Below are 16,815 nucleotides of genomic sequence, written 5' to 3' on the forward strand. Positions count from 1 at the left end.
ACAGCTAGTCGGTCATGATGCGCAGGGCGCGTCCAACAATCGCATCACGGTGAACATCGGGATCCACGCCGCTTTGCTCAAGCGACAGACGGACCGTGCCGACGGCGCCCGCAGCACGGATGCGATCCTCGACTTCGGGTGACGGTCCTGTGAGCCAGGCAAAGAGATCTCCGGCTTGCGCCCGTAGGCGCTGACCGACAGTGCTCTGCTGAACGTCGACGTCATCGGCGACGAGTCGGAACGCCACGATGTCGCGGGCCAGCAGGTCGAAGAAGCGGTCGAGCACCTCTCGCAGGGCCACGGGTGTTCGCTCGAGCTCGGCCATCCGGGCGATGATCGTTTCACCGTCGCGCTCCATCGAGGCCAGAACCCCGGCGAGCACGTCTTCCTTGCCGGTGAAGTGGTAGTAGAGCGCAGCCGGCGTCAGGCTGAGGCCCGAGGTGAGTTGCCGGACCGAAGTGCCCCGGTAGCCCTGCCGGGCGAACAGGTCGCGTGCCCGCTGCAGGATCAAGTCCCGAGTGTCCGGCGGCGCAGGTTCGCCCGCGCATTCCGACTGGTCGCCAGTACCCGCAACGGCCTCCTCGCCGGCCACATCGTCAAACTACTGCTGCGGTTCAGTGCCGCTTGTCCCCTTGTCTGCGCGTGGTCGCTGCATGATGCATGATGGTGGCCGCTCGGCCCGGCGGGCCGTGCAGACACACGCCCGGCCTGACGGCCACGGAACCAAACACTCGGCCTGGTGGCCGGCGAGAAGAGGGGTCATTGTGGAGATCAGCGTCACTGTGAACGGCGAGACTCGCACCGGCGACGTCGAGCCGCGCACGCTGCTCGTGTACTGGCTGCGGGACGACCTGCGGCTGACCGGCACGAACGTGGGCTGTGATACGTCCTCGTGTGGAGCCTGCACCGTGCACGTGAACGGCGAATCGGTGAAGTCGTGCACAATGCTGGCGGTGCAGGCCGACGGCGAGGAGATCTTGACCATCGAGGGATTGGCGCCGTCGGAGGACGAGCTGCACCCGATGCAGGAGGCCTTCCGCCAGAACCACGGACTGCAGTGCGGTTACTGCACTCCAGGCATGGTCATGGCGTCGGTATCGCTGCTTGAGGAGAATCCCGACCCGACCGAGCGAGAGGTGCGCCTAGGCCTGGAAGGGAACCTGTGCCGCTGCACGGGGTACCACAACATCGTCAAGTCGGTGCTGGCCTGCGCGGCCGGCGAGACGTCAGCCTGAGGGGAGCGCAGCAATGATTCCTGCAGCATTCGACTACGTACGAGCTGGTTCTGCCGACGAGGCCATCGCACTGCTCGGTGAGCACGGCGACGAGGCCAAACTGCTGGCTGGCGGTCATTCCCTGCTGCCGATGATGAAGCTGCGCCTGGCGGTGCCGAGCGTGCTCGTCGACATCGGCCGCGTGACCGACCTCAGTTTCATCACCGACCACGGCGACCACATCGGCATCGGCGCGCTGACCCGTCACCGGGCGCTGGAGACCAGCGATCTGCTGGCTGCTGAGTGCCCGCTGCTGGGCCATGTGGCTGGCGAGGTCGGCGATCCGCAGGTTCGCCACCGTGGGACCATCGGCGGCTCGCTTGCCCACTCCGATCCCGCATCCGACCTGCCGGCGGCGGTGCTGGCACTGGGCGGCACCCTCGTCGCCCAAGGTCCCAGCGGCAGCCGTGAGATCGCCGCTGGCGACTTCTTCACCGGCTATTTCACCTCAGCGCTGGCGGACGACGAGATGCTGACCGAGATCCGGGTTCCCAAGGCGCCCGGCGACGGCTGGAACTACCAGAAGTTCAACCGGCGGGCCCAGGACTGGGCGATCGTCGGCGCAGCTGCGGTGACCGTCAACGGCGGGACCAACGTGGCGCTCGTGAACATGGGCTCGGTGCCGATTCGAGCTGCTTCGGTCGAGGCGGCGTTGGCAGGCGGGGCATCGGCGGCGGAAGCTGCCGAGCAGGCCGCCGAGGGCACCGACGCTCCCACCGACCTGAACGCCACTCCGGATTACCGCAACCACCTCGCCCGGGTACTCACCCGGCGGGCGCTCGAGGCTGCCGGCGTTTCTTAGAGGCCGCGCGGATAGGTGACGTCTCGGAAAGTTGCTGTCACGCTTTCTTTGTGCAATTTTGCCGTCTGTGGCGGCATTTCTGCGCAAAGTCCAGGCCCGTCGGGGCTGCCGGACATCGCCGCCTATCCGCTGAGGCACTTAGCGCTTCGAGCTCAGTCCAGCAGCCCGGTGGCTTGGCCACCGTCGATGAGCAGGCCAGTGCCTGTGACGAACTTGGCTTGCTCGCTGCACAAGAATGCCACTGCGGCGCCGAAGTCGTCGGAGTCGCCGCACACACCCATCGGGTTGCTCTTGCCTGCGTCTTCCTGGTTCATCATCTTGGACACGCGGTCGGTCCAATGGGTACCCGGCTGAGCGGAGTTCACCGTCACGCCGTCGGCTGCCACCTCTCGGGCCGTGATCTTGAGGAAGCTGGTCAGCCCCGCCCGTGCAACCGAGCTGGCGAGCAGGAACGGGATCGGCTGCTTGACGCCGACGCTGGTGATGGCGCACACGCGGCCCCAGCCCCGCTCGCGCATCGCAGGGATGGCGACCCGGCACATCTCGATCATGGCCTTGCAGTTCATGTCGAAGGCCATCTGGTACGAGTCGATCTCGGTGTTCGTGAACATGCCCGGTGGCGGACCGCCGGCGTTGGTCACCAGGATGTCCACCGAGCCCAGGCTCTCGATGGCTTGCTCGACGAAGCTGCGACCCTCGTTGGGGTTGCCCAAGTCGGCGGTGATGGAAACTACCTCGCCGTCGATCTGCGCCACCGCGGCAGCCAAGCGCTCCGCATCGCGGCCGCAGATGGCCACGCGTACGCCTTCGGCTGCGAGCGCCTTTGCCGATCCGAGCCCCAGTCCTGCTGATCCTGCAGCCACCGCCGCAGTACGTCCTGATATTCCCAAGTCCATCGCCGATTCCCCTGTTTTGGTCAGCTGATTCTCATCAGCCCATCTGTGGTCGCCCGGAACCGTAGCCAACGGCCGGCGTGCCCGGCCAGCCCTGCCAGCCCGGTGTCGCCACGCACCGCCGTCACTGCGCGAGCGCCGTAGCATCGAACCGTGAGCTCGACCGCCGCACCGCCGACTCACGACGAGCTCGTGGCGAAGATGACCGGCGGCATGGCGCGATCCGATCTGCCCGCATTCGAGGGCTCGGAGCGTCTGCGTCCCGACGGCCGTCCCAAGCCCGCGTTCCGGGCTCAGCTGCGCCGCATTCCCAATGCCATCAATGCGGTCGAAGTCATCGCGACCTTGGCTGCGCCCATCGCGGTCACCACAGCGGTCATCGCCATCGATCATCCGCTGGCCATCGTTGCTGCGGTGCCGATCATCGGCACGCTGCAATTGCGGATGTTCGTCCTCCACCACGAGGCATCCCACCGGCTGCTGTTCTCGAATCGTTGGCTGAACGACCGGATCGGCATCAACCTGGTGGGCTGGTTCCCGTTCGGCACCGGCGCGCACCACTACCGCCGGGGCCATGCCAACCACCACCGGGACGAATTCGGCCCCCGCGAGCCGGATTTCCTGCTGTATTCGTTCTACCCGATTCCGTGGCCGTCGCTTCGCCGCAAGTTCATGAGGGATGTGGTGGGCGTGTCCGCGTGGCGCATCGTCAAGCCCCGGTTCACCGGCTTGGCCAAGCTCAAGTTCCTGCCGCTGAGCCTGCGGTTCTTCGCGGGGCAGGCCATCGTGTTCGCTGCGTTCTGGCTGTCGGGTCACCCATGGCTGTACCTGTTCTTGTGGGTGGTGCCGTTCTTTACCTGGTACCAGATCATCAACCGCCTGCGGGCCATCGCCGAGCACGGCGGCATGACCCGGACTCCCGACCGGCGCAATACGACGCACCACATCCGCCAGAGCTGGCTGGCCCGGGTGCTGTTCGTGCCCTTCCACGTCGGCTACCACCTGGCGCATCACGTCGATTCGGGCGTGCCGGCTCGCAATCTGAAGCGTCTGAACAGGGCGCTCATCGAGGACGGTTACGTGCCCGCCGAGGCTTCGTGGCCGACGTACCGCTCGCTCTGGCGCGCCCTCGCCTCTGGTGCGCCAGAGGCTGCGTAGCGCCGGTTCCCAGTTTCCAGTGGCGGCGACCCGACGGGTGAGTGCCGCCGTCGAATACGTTTCGTGACCATGTCGCGACTGAAGTCAATCCAGCTCGGGTCCAACTGCGGCCTGCGGGTCTCCGAACTGTGTCTGGGGACCATGAATTTCGGGATCCCCGGGCGGGGCCACCAAGGCGACTGGACGCTCGACGTCGACCAAGCCCGTCCGATCTTCGAAGCCGCCATCGAGCGCGGTCTCTACTACTTCGACTGCGCGGACATCTACGGGGTGGGCGCATCTGAGGAGGTCGTGGGCCAGCTGCTGCGGGAGCTGCTTGCGCGTGAGAAGTACGTCCTGACCACCAAGGTCTCCATGCCGATGGGGCGCAACGCCAACGAGGGCGGCCTGAATCGAAAGCACATCATCGAAGGCGTCGACAACTCGCTGCGCCGCCTCGGTGTCGACTACGTGGATCAGCTGGTCATTCACCGCCATCCTCATGGCATCCCCGGCAGCGTCGAGACGCCGATCACTGAGTCGCTTGAGGCGCTGCACGACGTGGTCAAGGCGGGCAAGGCGCTGTACCTCGGCGGGTCATCGATGTTCGCGTGGCAGTTCGCGGAGTTGCAGCTCACCGCGGAGATGGGTGGCTGGACGAAGTTCGTGTCGATGCAGAACCACTACAACCTCATCTACCGCGAGGAAGAGCGCGAGATGAACCCCTACTGCGCCCGCACCGGCGTGGCGCTCACTCCGTGGTCGCCGCTGGCGCGGGGCATTTTGGCGGGGTCATACCAAGGTGGTCTTGAGGCCGGCACCACCGACAGGTCCCAGGGTCAGGATCGTGCTCGTACCGAGAGCCTGTACCGGGGCGAGCGGGACTTCGACATCGCCGCCCGGGTGTCCGAGGTGGCCAAGCGGCTCGATGTGCGCCCCGCCCAAGTGGCGCTGGCGTGGTTGGTGAACAAGCCCGAGATCACTGCCCCTGTCGTTGGCGTATCGAAGATCAGTCAGCTTGACCAACTCGTCGAGGCCACGATGATCGAGCTCAGCTCCGACGACACCGCCTACCTCGAAGAGCTCTACCAGCCTGTCGAGAACCTGCTCACCATCGGCACCAGCTGAGGTCGCACTCAACGCACAGCGCAGCTGCACCGGTGCCCTTCCGACCGAACGGCTCGACAGGTCTGTGGCACCCTCGGGATGCGAGGGTCTGTTGCCGATGTTCTTGAACTACTACTCCATCGTCGCCGCAGTCGTCGTGGGGATCGTTTCGGGGAACCTCGGGGTGAAGTGGATCCGCACAGGACTCCGCAGCGGCCAGGTCGTTGCCCGCGCGGTGACCGTTGGATTCGTGGGCACGGTCATCTTGAGCGGCGGAGCGTTGTTCATTACCGGACTGGACGGGTTCACGCTTGTGCATGTCACCTATGTCGTAGGGGCGATGGGTGCGCCGATCGCCGGTGGCATCGCGCTGCTGGCTGCCCGCACGCGCCCGCAAGCCATCACCGCTGTCTGCGTGATCGCCCTTGTCGCAATCCCGGTCGGCGTCTATGCGACCTATGTCGAGCCCTTCTGGCTACGGGTGGACACTGCGGAGCTCGCGGTCGATGGCGTCGACGAGCGGATCCGGATCGGGGTGCTCGCTGATCTGCAGACGACAGCGGTCGGCAACTACGAGAACGAGGCCGTCGACCGCTTGCTTGGATTCGCACCTGACATCGTCGTGATGCCTGGAGATCTGTACCAGTTCGACGACGACCTCTTCGACGAGCGAGCGCCGCAATTCACGCAAGTGATCCGGCGGATTCTCGACGACGTGCCATTGGTTTTCTTGGTGAGCGGCAACACCGACACCGTTGCGGGCCTCCGGCAGATCACCGCTGGCACCGGCGCCAGAGTGCTCGACAACGAGGTCGACACGTTCGAGCTCAATGGCATCACGCTGAGCATCGGAGGGACGACGCTCTTCGGCGACGAGGCGTCGGCGCGGCGGATGGCTGAACGACTCTCGGGCGATGAGCATGCCGACGTTCGGATACTGCTCGCCCACAAGCCAGACGCAATCGAGTTGCTGCACGCACGGCCGGCCAATCTTCTCATTGCCGGCCATACCCACGGCGGGCAGGTTTCGTTCCCGCTCATCGGCCCGCCATTGACGTTGTCGAGCGTGCCGAGGCACGTCGCCGCAGGCGGGTTGCATGAGCTGGACGGAACACCGATCTATGTGTCAACCGGCGTCGGCCGCGAGCGTGGCAATGCCCCACAGCTCCGATTCGGCGTCCGCCCGTCAATCGGAATCATCGACCTCGTAGGAGCCGTCGGATCCTGAGCGCAGTCGGATATAGCAGATGAGCAGTGGTCATGGCTTTGTCAGGTTTCGTGAGGAATACTGTCCATACGAGCGGGAGGGCTTGAGAAACAAGAATGGCGTACTTCGATCTGGGCTCGTACCAGTGGCCGGTGACAACACGGGATGCCGAAGCCCAGCTCTGGTTCGACCGAGGCATGGCGTGGTGCTACGGCTTCCATCATGAAGAGGCGATCGCCTGCTTCGAGCGTGCTCTGTTGCACGATCCCGGCTTCGCAATGGCCCGCTGGGGCATCGCGTATGCCATCGGGCCGAACTACAACAAACCGTGGGAAGACTTCGACGAGGACGATCTGCGCACCTCGTTGGAACGTGCTCGAGTTGAGGTGGTGGCAGCTGACGATGCATCAGCAGGCACCAGCGATCTCGAACGAGCGCTGATCGGTGCACTGACGCACCGCTATCCATCGAATCCCCAAGTACCGGACGAGGACGACTTTGGGCGATGGAATGACGCCTACGCGGAGGCGATGCGCGAGGTTTACCGGGCCCACAGCGATCACCTCGATATCTGCGCCCTGTTCGCCGAGGCGATCATGAACCGGACCCCGTGGGGGCTGTGGGACCTGGCTACCGGCGAGCCAGCCGACGGCGCGGGAACCCTCGAAGCGGTCGAAGTGCTGGAGTCTGCCTTCGAGACGCTCGATGCCTCCGGTGCCAACAGCCATCTGGGTCTGCTGCACATGTACATCCACCTCATGGAGATGTCGCCCCATCCCGAGCGGGCGCTGTCAGCCGGCGACCGGCTCGTCGATCTTGCGCCTGACGCAGGACACCTGGTCCACATGCCGACCCATATCGACGTGCTGTGCGGCCACTACCACAATGTCGTGGAGCGCAATTCAGCGGCAATCGTCGCCGATCGGAAGTACTTGGACCTGAAGGGTCCGATGAACTTCTATTCGGCCTACCGCTGCCACGACTATCACTTCAAGGTGTACGGGGCGATGCTCGCCGGCCAGTTCGGCCCGGCACTCCAAGCGGCTGAAGAGATGAACCGCACGCTGCCTGAGGAGTTGCTGCGTACTGGCTCGCCGCCGATGGCCGACTGGCTGGAGGGATTCGTGGCGATCAAGCAGCACGTCCTGGTGCGCTTCGGCAAGTGGCAGCAGATCCTCGCCCAACACCTGCCCTTTGACCAGCAGTTCTACTGCGTCACCACGGCGATGATGCGCTACGCACGGACGGTGGCGTATGCCTCGACGAACCGGGTCGACAACGCGCTGGCCGAACGTGAGGCTTTCTTGGCCGCCAAGGCCCAGGTGCTGCCGAGCCGGACGCTGTTCAACAACACCGGCCTGGACATCCTGGCCGTCGCAGGGGCGATGCTGGACGGCGAGGTGGAGTACCGGCGCGGCAACTTCGACGTCGCCTTCTCCCATCTCCGCCGGGCGGTCGCGCTCGACGACAACTTGCCCTACGACGAGCCCTGGGGCTGGATGCAGCCGACGCGTCACGCGCTGGGCGCGCTGCTGGCAGAACAGGGCCACTTCGACGAGGCCGAAGTCCTCTACCGAGCCGACCTGGGCCTGGATGGCCAGCTGCGTCGACCCTGCCAGCATCCCGACAACGTCTGGAGCCTGCATGGGCTGCACGAGTGCCTCGTCCGGCGAGGGGACACCGTCGAGGCGCCCCTCATCCGCCAGCGCCTCGATTTGGCGGTCGCACGCGCCGACGTCCCGATCACTGCCTCGTGCTTCTGCCGGCTGGAGGCCAACGCATCCGCGTAAGCGCTAGGTCGTAGCCGGGCCGGGATCGTCTGCGTTGGGCGGTGGGTCCGTCCCGGTGTCGTCGAGCACCGGTTCGTTGCGCAAAATTGCCGCCCAAGGCGGCATTTCTGCGCAAAGTCCGATGAGACGTGCCTGTAGGTGCGTTCTCGTGGACTGCCTACGTGATACTCAGCGAGACGCCATATCACCGAGGGCCTTGGCAACAACAGCGCACAGCTCGGTGGGCTGCTCGGAGTAGTCGTCCCAGGTGAAGGAGAGCACATCCCAACCGGCTGCTAGCAGCCGGTTGCGGCGGCGCCGGTCATTCACAAAGGATTCGCGGTTGTGGTGCCAGCGGATGCTGTCAAGCTCGATGGCCAGTTGGCGAGAGGGGTACGCCAGATCTACCTGAGCCAGAAAGCGACCGTCGGCCTCGTGCACCCGATGCTCCAACGCTGGCCTCGGAAGACCGGACTCACACAGCAATTCGCATACCCAACGACTCCAGTCGCTCAGCGGCACGGGAACGTCGGCACATCGCTCGGCGAGCACCGCGCCGAGCGGGCCCCGGCCACGCCTGCCCGTGCCGGTGTGGGTCGCGAGCACCTCGGAGAGATCGTCGTACCGCAGGCGTCGGTCGCGCATCGCAGCGTCAATCGCCCGCTCGAGTCGGTTGCGGCTCACGACTGCGGCGAGGTCGAGCAGAGTGCGGGCCAGTCCCGTGCAGGGGATGCTGTCGAGCCAGGTCGGCTGGGCCAGGTCCATCTGTCCGGAGCGATGCAGGATGACCCCGACGGCGGACCTCGCACGCTCCTTGCTGACGACCAGTTCGGGACGCCCCAACTCGAAGCCGTCGATGCGGTGCAGCGCCGCTGCGGATCGGTGGCTTGCCAAGCCGTCGTAGGCGATGCATGCGGCCAGCAGCTTCGAATGTGGAGTGACGGGCAGGGCCGAGTGCTGGTACACGCCGGGTCCGACACGCCGCCAGCGCCCGGTGCTCACTCGGTGCTGTATGCGATGCCGGGTCATTCCGGCTGCCAGGGACTGGGTGCGCGAGACGAGTCCGTACTGTCGCCGCATGTGGGCTTCAAGACGCGCCTCGTCCACGACCGGCCCGTTGCCGGATGGCTCTGGTTCGGCAGCTGCAGAGCACACGCCGACTGGAAACTATTGAAACAGCATGAAATATGCGAATTGCTTATGCACCGAGGAGAACTCACGCTTCTGTGTGCAGATTTGCCGCCTGAGGCGGCATTCTTGCGCAGAGTCTGGGAGAGCGGCCAGCCAGGCCCAACTGGGTTGGGGGCGTTCGGCCCGAACTGCATCCGCGTAAGCGCAAGGCCGTAGCCTTGGCCGCTGTGTTCAAGGCGCCCGGTACTCCTGCTGAGGTCTCGGCGGCCCTGTCTCGGCACGGTTACCTGCCTGACGAGGGACTCTCCACGGTGGTGTACCTGTCGGTCACCATGAGTCGCCCGCTGTTCCTCGAAGGCGACGCTGGCGTTGGCAAGACCGAGCTGGCCAAGGTGCTCGCAGCGTGGACCGGTGGAGATTTCATCCGCCTTCAGTGCTACGAGGGCATCGATGCGGCGCAAGCGCTTTACGAATGGGACTACACGCGCCAGCTGCTGCACCTGCGCACTGCGGAAGCAGCAGGACGTGCCGCTGCCGATGCCGAGGCCATCGAGGACGAGCTGTACTCCGAGCGGTTCCTGATCCGCCGCCCGCTGCTGCAGGCCATCGACCACGACAACGCCACGCCGGCGGTGTTGCTGATCGACGAGGTGGACCGCGCCGACGACGAGTTCGAAGCATTCCTGCTGGAAGTGCTCTCCGACTTCACCGTCACCGTGCCCGAGTTGGGCACGATCACGGCCGCCCGACCGCCGTTCGTGGTGGTCACATCCAACCGGACCCGCGATGTGCACGACGCCCTCAAGCGACGCTGCTTGTACCACTGGGTCTCGCATCCCTCGGTGGAGCGGGAAGTCGAGATCGTGAAGCTGAAGCTGCCCGACGTGGACGGCACCCTTGCCCGGCAGGTTGCCTCGGCCGTGTCCGCCATGCGGGAAATGCGGCTCTACAAACCGCCCGGCGTAGCCGAGACCATCGACTGGGCCACCGCTCTTGGGCGTCTCGGTGCTGCCGAATTGGACAGTCCCATGCTGGAGGCCACCTTGGGCACCGTGCTGAAGTACCGCGAGGACCAGCAGCGGGTCACCTCAGTGGGCATGGAGATGATCATGGCCGCCGTGGCCGAGGCCTGAGCGGCCTGGACTGCGGGGAGGCCATGGGCGCCACCGGCACTGACCTGGGTGCCGAGCAGTCGGCGACCGACGGTCACGTCAACGAGCCCGAGTTCTTGGCTTCGGCGTTCTCGTCGATCTTGCGCGGAGCGGGGCTTGTCGTCACCATCCGCCGAGTAATGGCGTTCACCGAGGCGCTGCGGCTGCTGGGGGTTTCCGGCCGCGACGACGTGTACTGGGCGGGCAGGGCCACGTTGGTGGGCAGCCCGGCCGACATCGGCGTCTATGACCGTGCTTTCGCAGTGTTCTGGGAAGGCCGCGAACCCAGCGGGATCGTTGTGGAGCTGCCGCCGATCTCGGTAACGCTCGCCACTGACACCGACGACGGCGACGCTCCGCCGACGGCTGAGGGTGACGAGCCCGAGACCGGACCCACGCTGCGCGTTCGTTACAGCGATGTCGAGACTCTGCGTCACAAGGACTTCGCCGATTGCAGCGACGCCGAGCTGACAGAGCTCCATTCGTTGATGAGCGAGCTTCGATTCCATGCCGTGACTCGCCGCTCGCGCCGGGCGGTGAGGGCCAAGCGGTTCACCCGTCGGCCTGACCTGCGTCGCACCATTCGCCGTGCCTTGCGCACCGGAGGCGAGGCAATCCAGCGCGAGTTCCTCACGGGGAACCGCAAGCCGCGGCGGGTCGTGCTGCTGCTCGACGTGTCGGGTTCCATGGAGCCTTACGCCCGCGCACTCGTGCGATTCGCACACGCCGCTGTGGTGGGACGCACCCGGGTGGAGGCGTTCACGATCGGCACCCGACTCACCCGCGTCACCCGTGAGCTATCGTCCCGCGATCCCGACGCAGGACTGCGCGCCGCATCCGACTCAGTTCAGGACTGGTCGGGCGGCACTCGCCTCGGCGCCACCTTGCATGAGTTCAACGACCGTTGGGGGGTGCGGGGCCACGCCCGCGGCGCCATCGTGGTGATCTGCTCTGACGGTTGGGACCGCGGCACTCCGGACGAGCTGGCCGAGCAGATGGCGCGCCTGCACTTGGTGACCCACCGTCTGGTGTGGGTTAACCCGCTCAAGCACACTCCGGGCTACGCGCCTCTGGCCCGTGGAATGGCCGCGGCCTTGCCGCACGTTGACGAATTCATCGAAGGCCACTCCTTCGATTCGCTGGAGCACCTTGCTGCCGCCATCGCCGCCTGAGAGCGCTAGCTCTGAGGGCACCCGACGCACAACCTGCCAAGAAAGAGAGACTGGACAAATGGACGAGATCCTGGATGACATCGACCGGTGGCGGGCCGCGGGCCAACGCGTGGCAGTTGCTCGGGTGGTGGACATCGAAGGCTCGGGACCACGAGACCCCGGCGCCGCGATGGCCGTGAACGAAGAGGGTGAAGTGGCGGGCTCTGTCTCGGGCGGCTGCGTCGAAGGTGCCGTGGTGGGTGAGGCACTGGCGTTGCTGGGCGGCAGCCGCGGTGCCGGCATCACCACGTTCGGCTACAGCGACGACGAGGCCTTCGCCGTTGGTCTGACCTGCGGAGGCACGATCCACCTGTTCGTGGAGGAACTCGACTGGTGAGCGCCGCGTCGAACACCGAGGGGGCCAGCATCTACGAGGTGTTCCGGGATGCCATCCGGGCCGAGGAACCTGTTGCGCTGGCGACGATCATCGAAGGCCCCGATGCCGGAGCGAAGCTCCTCGTGCGACCCGACACGCCGACACTCGGCAGCCTGGGTGACGCCGATCTCGACCGGGTCGTCGAGCGCGACGCGCTCGGGATGCTGGATGCGGGCATCAGCGAGGTACGCCACTACGGCCAGCACGGCGAGGCCCGCCAGATGGACCTCAGCGTGTTCGTGGAGTGTCACGCCCGCCGCCCCCACATGGTGATCTTCGGAGCGGTGGATTTCACCCGCGCTCTCGCCTCCCAGGCCAAGCTGCTCGGCTACCGCGTCACGGTTTGCGATGCACGGGAGGTCTTCGCTACCAGGCGACGATTCCCGATGGCTGACGAGGTGGTCGTGGACTGGCCCAACCGCTTGCTCGACCGGATCGGCGACGACCTGGGCCCCAGAGACGCCGTGTGCGTGCTCACCCACGACCACAAGTTCGACGTGCCTGCCATCGTCGGCGCCCTGCCCACACGCGTCGGCTATCTGGGCGCCATGGGTTCGCGCACAACACACGAGAAACGATCCGAGCGCCTACGCGAAGCCGGTGTCACCGACGAAGAACTCGCCAGCGTCGCCGCCCCCATAGGCATTGACATCGGCGGCCGCACTCCAGAAGAAACCGCCGTGTCCATCGTGGCCGAGATCATCGCCTCCCGAACCGGCCACCAGGCCCCCCGCCTCAAAGACGGCGAAGGCCGCATCCACTGAGCTGGCGCAATGCATCTGTATTAGATGCATTGCTACATGAGTGAATTGAATATGACGTGCTGGCTGGGCGCCAGGGTGAAGTGCCCACGGCTCGGAAGGCAAGTGCTCATGTACAGATTCCTCCATGCATCAAGGTCGCGGATTGTTGCGGCGTTGTGTGCAGCGGTGCTCATCGCAGCGATTCCGACGCAGGCTCACGCGCAATCCGATGGCGGCGAGATTCCTGCGGTCATGAAGGCGCCTGTTTGCTGCTTGTACATGTGGGGTCCTACTTGGATGTGGCTCACATGGGTGAGCGATTCTGACGATGTCGAGTCGGACCGTGCTGAGGTTCGCTATATCCGCGAGAACGCAGAGGACAAGTCCGACGAACAGTGGACGGTCGAGACGGCCGACGCCAGTTGGTACCACGAAATCAACGGCTTGGAGCGCGATGTCCGGTACGTGATCCAAGTGCGTGTGGGCAACGAGCAGGGATTCGGCCCGTGGAGTGATTCGCTCACGGAACGCTCCCGGAGCCGCCCCCAACCGATCCACAGGCCGACAGTGACGGTTGGCGACGGCAGTCTGAAGGTGACTTGGCCGCAGTTCTCGGACGCCGCCGACATCGACTACACCGGCTATTACATCTAATGGATCGAGTCCACGGCGTACAGCCAGTTTCTCCTGTCGAGATGGACCAGGAGCGAGTTCATCCCGAGCGTCGACCCCCGCGACGGCGAGGACGGGCCCGAGGACTTGGAACATGTGATTTCTGGTCTGTCGAATGATGTCTCGTACAAGGTGGTGGCGCGGGCGCAGACTTCGTGGGGCGATCTCAGCACTCCGTTCCATCTGAACCAGGCATCCCTCGGCACACCGAGCGCCAGCGCTGGAAGCCAGACTGCGGCGGCCCCCGCGCAGTGCTCGCCATCTTCGAGCGAGGATGAGGTGCAGTCGGATCGGCAGGTCACTATGGACTCGGGCACTGAGACCGTCGTCACCGACACGAAGAACGTTGGCGAGGGCGGTGAGACGCAAACAAAGGACGAGGAGGAATCGTCGGAACCCCCCCTGACTGCCGAATTCGTTGAAGGTTCCCTGCCCGAATCGCACTCCGGCGTTAGAAAGTTCACGGTTCGCATCCTCTTCAGTGAGCCGCTCAAGGTGAGCTATCGCACGCTGCGTGACGACTTGCTGGAAGTCACCAACGGAAAGGCTCACAAGTTCAAGCGCGTCGACAAGCGCAACGACCTGTGGGAGATCCACATCAAGCCCACTGCTGCCGATGTGTCGCTGTTGCTCCCGGCTGCAACCGAATGCGTGATGCCCGAAGACGGCCAAGCGGCCCGCCAGGTTCAGGCGTACACGGGCGATGGCAAGCCGCTCTCGCACGATGTCGAGCTTGACGTGCCTTACCGGGCAAGTGCCTAGTGTCCTGAGTGTTGAGTTAGTCGCGTTTTTGTGTTGGGTGCGCCATCATGGGGTCTTCGGCGTGGATCGGAGGCTGTTATGGGTGCTCGACGGGGACGGCCGGCGGTGCCGGTGGAGCTGGACGACGCGGAGCGAGAGACGCTGGAGCGGTGGGCGCGACGGCCCAAGTCGTCCCAGGCGCTGGCTTTGCGGTGCAGGATCGTGCTGGGCGCCGCGTCGGGGCGGGCGAACAACGACCTCGCCGCGGAGCTGGGCTGTCATCCGGCGACGGTGTCGAAGTGGCGCAAGCGGTTCGCGCAGCGCCGCCTGGACGGGCTGGCCGACGACCCGCGGCCGGGCCCGCCGCGCAAGATCACCGACGCGGTGATCGAGGACGTGCTCGTGCGCACCCTCGAGACCGTCCCGGCGGACGCGACGCACTGGTCGACGCGGTCGATGGCCACAGCAGCAGGGGTGTCGCAGACCGCGGTCAGCCAGATATGGCGCGCGTTCGGCCTCAAGCCCCACCTCATCGACGAGTACAAGGTGTCCCCCGACCCGCAGTTCGTGGACAAGGTCCGCGACGTCGCCGGGCTGTACCTGAACCCGCCCGAGGCGGCGGTGGTGCTGTGCGTGGACGAGAAGACCCAGATCCAGGCGCTCGACCGCACCGCGCCGATCCTGCCGCTCATGCCCGGCACGCCCCAGCGGCGCACCCACGACTACCGCCGCCACGGCACCACCGACCTGTTCGCAGCCCTCGACGCCGCCTCGGGCAAGGTCATCACCTCCATGACAGCCCGGCACCGCAGCGAGGAGTTCCGCTCGTTCTTGAACCTCATCGACAAGCAGGTCCCCGACGGGCTCGACGTGCACATCGTGCTCGACAACGTCTCCACCCACAAGACCCCCACGATCAAGCGCTGGCTGCTGCGCCACCCCCGCTTCAAGCTCCACTTCACCCCCACCTACAGCTCCTGGATGAACCTCGTCGAGCGCTGGTTCTCAGAGCTCACCACCAAGTGGCTCCGCCGCTCAACCCACCGCTCCGTCACAGAACTCAAGGACTCCATCAACCACTGGACCGACAACTGGAACGACAACCCGAAACCGTTCGTGTGGCACAAGACCGCCGACGAGATCTTCGACACCATGGCCGCATATATGCAACAAATTCCCCACTCAGGACACTAGTCCAGTGGCGATTCCTGCCAGCTAGCGTCATATTGCTCGATACGACGGACGAATCCCCTCCCCACTAAGAAGTCGACAGTCCCTGTCGACGCTCTGCGCTGCCATGGGACTCTGGAGAACCGAACCTCGGTCCCTGATGTCACTTTCAGCCGGGTGACGACCGCGCCTGGTCGCTTCATCGCGGTTTCCTCCGAAGCGCGTCGCGATGACGGGTAGCTTCGGCGCGATGGACTTCACAACGAACGAGGACCACGAGGCGATCCGCGAAGGCGTCCGACGGGTCTGCGCCGACTTCCCCGACGAGTACTGGCGCGACCGCGACGAGAACCACGAGTTCCCCTGGGACTTCTACAACGCCATAGCCGAAGGAGGCTGGGTCGGTATCGCGATTCCCACCGAGTTCGGCGGCGGCGGCCAGGGCATCACCGAGGCCTCGATCGTGCTCGAGGAGGTGGCCGCCAGCGGTGCGGCCATGAACGGCTGCTCGGCGCTGCACCTGTCCATCTTCGGCATGGAGCCGGTGCGCAAGTACGGCTCCGATGCGCTCGTCAAGGAGTTCCTGCCCGGCGTTGCCGACGGCTCCATCCATGCGGCGTTTGGCGTGACCGAGCCCGATGCGGGCACCGATACGACGTCGATTCGCACCCGGGCGGTGCGCGACGGTGACGAGTACGTGATCCACGGCGCCAAGGTGTGGACCACCAAAGCCCCGTATTGCGACGTGTGCCTGCTGCTGGTGCGCACCACGCCGAAGGAAGAGTGCGACGGACCGACCCAGGGGATGACCCTGCTGCTCGTTGACCTGCAGGACCCAGCTGTCGACATCACGCCGATCCCGAAGGTGGGCCGCAACGCCGTTGTCTCGTGCGAGGTCCGCTACGACGGGCTGCGGGTGCCGGTCAGCCGCCGGGTCGGTGAGGAGGGCGAGGGCTTCCGCTACATCCTCGACGGCCTCAATCCCGAGCGCATCCTGATTTCCGCCGAAGCGTTGGGGATCGGCCGGGTAGCGCTGCGCCGCGCTGCGGAGTATGCGAAGAGCCGGGTGATCTTCGGACGGCCGATCGGCCAGAACCAGGGCATTGCCTTTCCGTTGGCCGACAGTCATGCCCGCCTGCACGCGGCCGAGTTGGTGCTGCGCGATGCCGCGTGGCGCTACGACAACGGACTCAGCTGCGGCGAGCAGGCCAACCTGGCCAAGTATCTGGCGTCGGAGGCAGCATTCGAATGCGCCGACCGGGCGATGCAGACACATGGCGGCTTCGGCTACGCCAAGGAGTACGACGTGGAGCGCTACTGGCGCGAGGCGAGGCTTATGAAGATCGCCCCCGTCAGCCAGGAGATGGTCTTGAACTTCGTGTCGTCGAAGGTGCTGGGCCTGCCGCGCTCGTACTAGCGATATCCAGCCGG

The 16,815-nt window shown here is 65.6% G+C and carries 15 protein-coding genes and 1 pseudogene; 13 read left to right on the forward strand and 3 right to left on the reverse strand.

Features of this window, described 5'->3' with window-relative positions; genetic code table 11:
- Positions 1-4 precede the first annotated feature (4 nt).
- Entirely contained in the window at positions 5-592 is a 588-nt protein-coding gene (locus ACPXYO_RS06580) for a TetR/AcrR family transcriptional regulator (RefSeq protein ID WP_423917949.1), read from the reverse strand.
- A 172-nt stretch (positions 593-764) separates the two neighbouring features.
- Between ACPXYO_RS06580 and ACPXYO_RS06585 the strand changes: the two genes are divergently transcribed.
- Both ACPXYO_RS06585 and ACPXYO_RS06590 read left to right on the forward strand, forming a co-directional pair.
- Entirely contained in the window at positions 765-1,235 is a 471-nt protein-coding gene (locus tag ACPXYO_RS06585) for a (2Fe-2S)-binding protein (RefSeq protein ID WP_419552173.1), read from the forward strand.
- Between the two features lie 13 nt (positions 1,236-1,248).
- Positions 1,249-2,076: an FAD binding domain-containing protein gene (locus ACPXYO_RS06590; protein ID WP_423917952.1), complete on the forward strand. Its 828-nt coding sequence runs from the start codon at positions 1,249-1,251 to the stop codon at positions 2,074-2,076.
- 152 nt (positions 2,077-2,228) lie between these two features.
- Here ACPXYO_RS06590 and ACPXYO_RS06595 read toward each other — a convergent pair whose 3' ends face one another.
- Entirely contained in the window at positions 2,229-2,972 is a 744-nt protein-coding gene (locus tag ACPXYO_RS06595; protein ID WP_423917955.1) for an SDR family oxidoreductase, read from the reverse strand.
- A 150-nt stretch (positions 2,973-3,122) separates the two neighbouring features.
- Between ACPXYO_RS06595 and ACPXYO_RS06600 the strand changes: the two genes are divergently transcribed.
- From ACPXYO_RS06600 to ACPXYO_RS06615, 4 genes are all read left to right on the forward strand, one after another.
- Complete coding sequence (locus ACPXYO_RS06600) at positions 3,123-4,127, forward strand: fatty acid desaturase (protein WP_423917958.1); 1,005 nt, start codon at positions 3,123-3,125, stop codon at positions 4,125-4,127.
- A 69-nt stretch (positions 4,128-4,196) separates the two neighbouring features.
- A complete protein-coding gene (locus ACPXYO_RS06605; RefSeq protein WP_423917960.1) occupies positions 4,197-5,234 on the forward strand; it encodes an aldo/keto reductase in 1,038 nt (345 codons plus the stop codon).
- 97 nt (positions 5,235-5,331) lie between these two features.
- Positions 5,332-6,441, forward strand: a complete 1,110-nt coding sequence (locus ACPXYO_RS06610) for a metallophosphoesterase (RefSeq protein ID WP_423917963.1) — start codon at positions 5,332-5,334, stop codon at positions 6,439-6,441.
- Positions 6,442-6,536: 95 nt separating this feature from the next.
- Positions 6,537-8,210 carry a tetratricopeptide repeat protein gene (locus tag ACPXYO_RS06615; protein WP_423917965.1) on the forward strand — a complete coding sequence of 558 codons (1,674 nt, stop codon included), beginning with the start codon at positions 6,537-6,539 and terminating at the stop codon, positions 8,208-8,210.
- A 168-nt stretch (positions 8,211-8,378) separates the two neighbouring features.
- On the opposite strand, the gene ACPXYO_RS06620 is transcribed toward ACPXYO_RS06615, so the two are convergent.
- Positions 8,379-9,344 (reverse strand): hypothetical protein, encoded by a 966-nt coding sequence (locus tag ACPXYO_RS06620; protein WP_423917968.1) that lies wholly within the window; start codon positions 9,342-9,344, stop codon positions 8,379-8,381.
- A gap of 203 nt (positions 9,345-9,547) precedes the next feature.
- On the opposite strand from ACPXYO_RS06620, the gene ACPXYO_RS06625 reads away from it, so the two are divergent.
- The 7 genes and pseudogenes from ACPXYO_RS06625 (at position 9,548) to ACPXYO_RS06655 (ending at position 16,801) form a co-directional block, all read left to right on the forward strand.
- The gene (locus ACPXYO_RS06625) at positions 9,548-10,453 is read left to right on the forward strand and encodes an AAA family ATPase (RefSeq protein WP_423917971.1); all 906 of its coding nucleotides are present in this window, start codon (positions 9,548-9,550) and stop codon (positions 10,451-10,453) included.
- A gap of 23 nt (positions 10,454-10,476) precedes the next feature.
- Positions 10,477-11,643 carry a vWA domain-containing protein gene (locus ACPXYO_RS06630; RefSeq protein WP_423917973.1) on the forward strand — a complete coding sequence of 389 codons (1,167 nt, stop codon included), beginning with the start codon at positions 10,477-10,479 and terminating at the stop codon, positions 11,641-11,643.
- A 58-nt stretch (positions 11,644-11,701) separates the two neighbouring features.
- Positions 11,702-12,822 (forward strand): annotated as a pseudogene (locus tag ACPXYO_RS06635) (XdhC family protein).
- A gap of 36 nt (positions 12,823-12,858) precedes the next feature.
- Positions 12,859-13,455 carry a fibronectin type III domain-containing protein gene (locus ACPXYO_RS06640; RefSeq protein ID WP_423917976.1) on the forward strand — a complete coding sequence of 199 codons (597 nt, stop codon included), beginning with the start codon at positions 12,859-12,861 and terminating at the stop codon, positions 13,453-13,455.
- 153 nt (positions 13,456-13,608) lie between these two features.
- Positions 13,609-14,235, forward strand: coding sequence for a hypothetical protein (locus ACPXYO_RS06645; protein WP_423917979.1), 627 nt, complete (start codon positions 13,609-13,611; stop codon positions 14,233-14,235).
- 78 nt (positions 14,236-14,313) lie between these two features.
- On the forward strand, positions 14,314-15,408 hold the full coding sequence (locus tag ACPXYO_RS06650; protein ID WP_423917982.1) for an IS630 family transposase: 1,095 nt from the start codon (positions 14,314-14,316) through the stop codon (positions 15,406-15,408).
- 226 nt (positions 15,409-15,634) lie between these two features.
- Complete coding sequence (locus ACPXYO_RS06655; RefSeq protein WP_423917985.1) at positions 15,635-16,801, forward strand: acyl-CoA dehydrogenase family protein; 1,167 nt, start codon at positions 15,635-15,637, stop codon at positions 16,799-16,801.
- Positions 16,802-16,815: the final 14 nt, after the last annotated feature.

Origin of the sequence: Candidatus Poriferisodalis sp. (assembly GCF_965237655.1) — a bacterium.
GTDB lineage: Bacteria > Actinomycetota > Acidimicrobiia > Acidimicrobiales > Poriferisodalaceae > Poriferisodalis.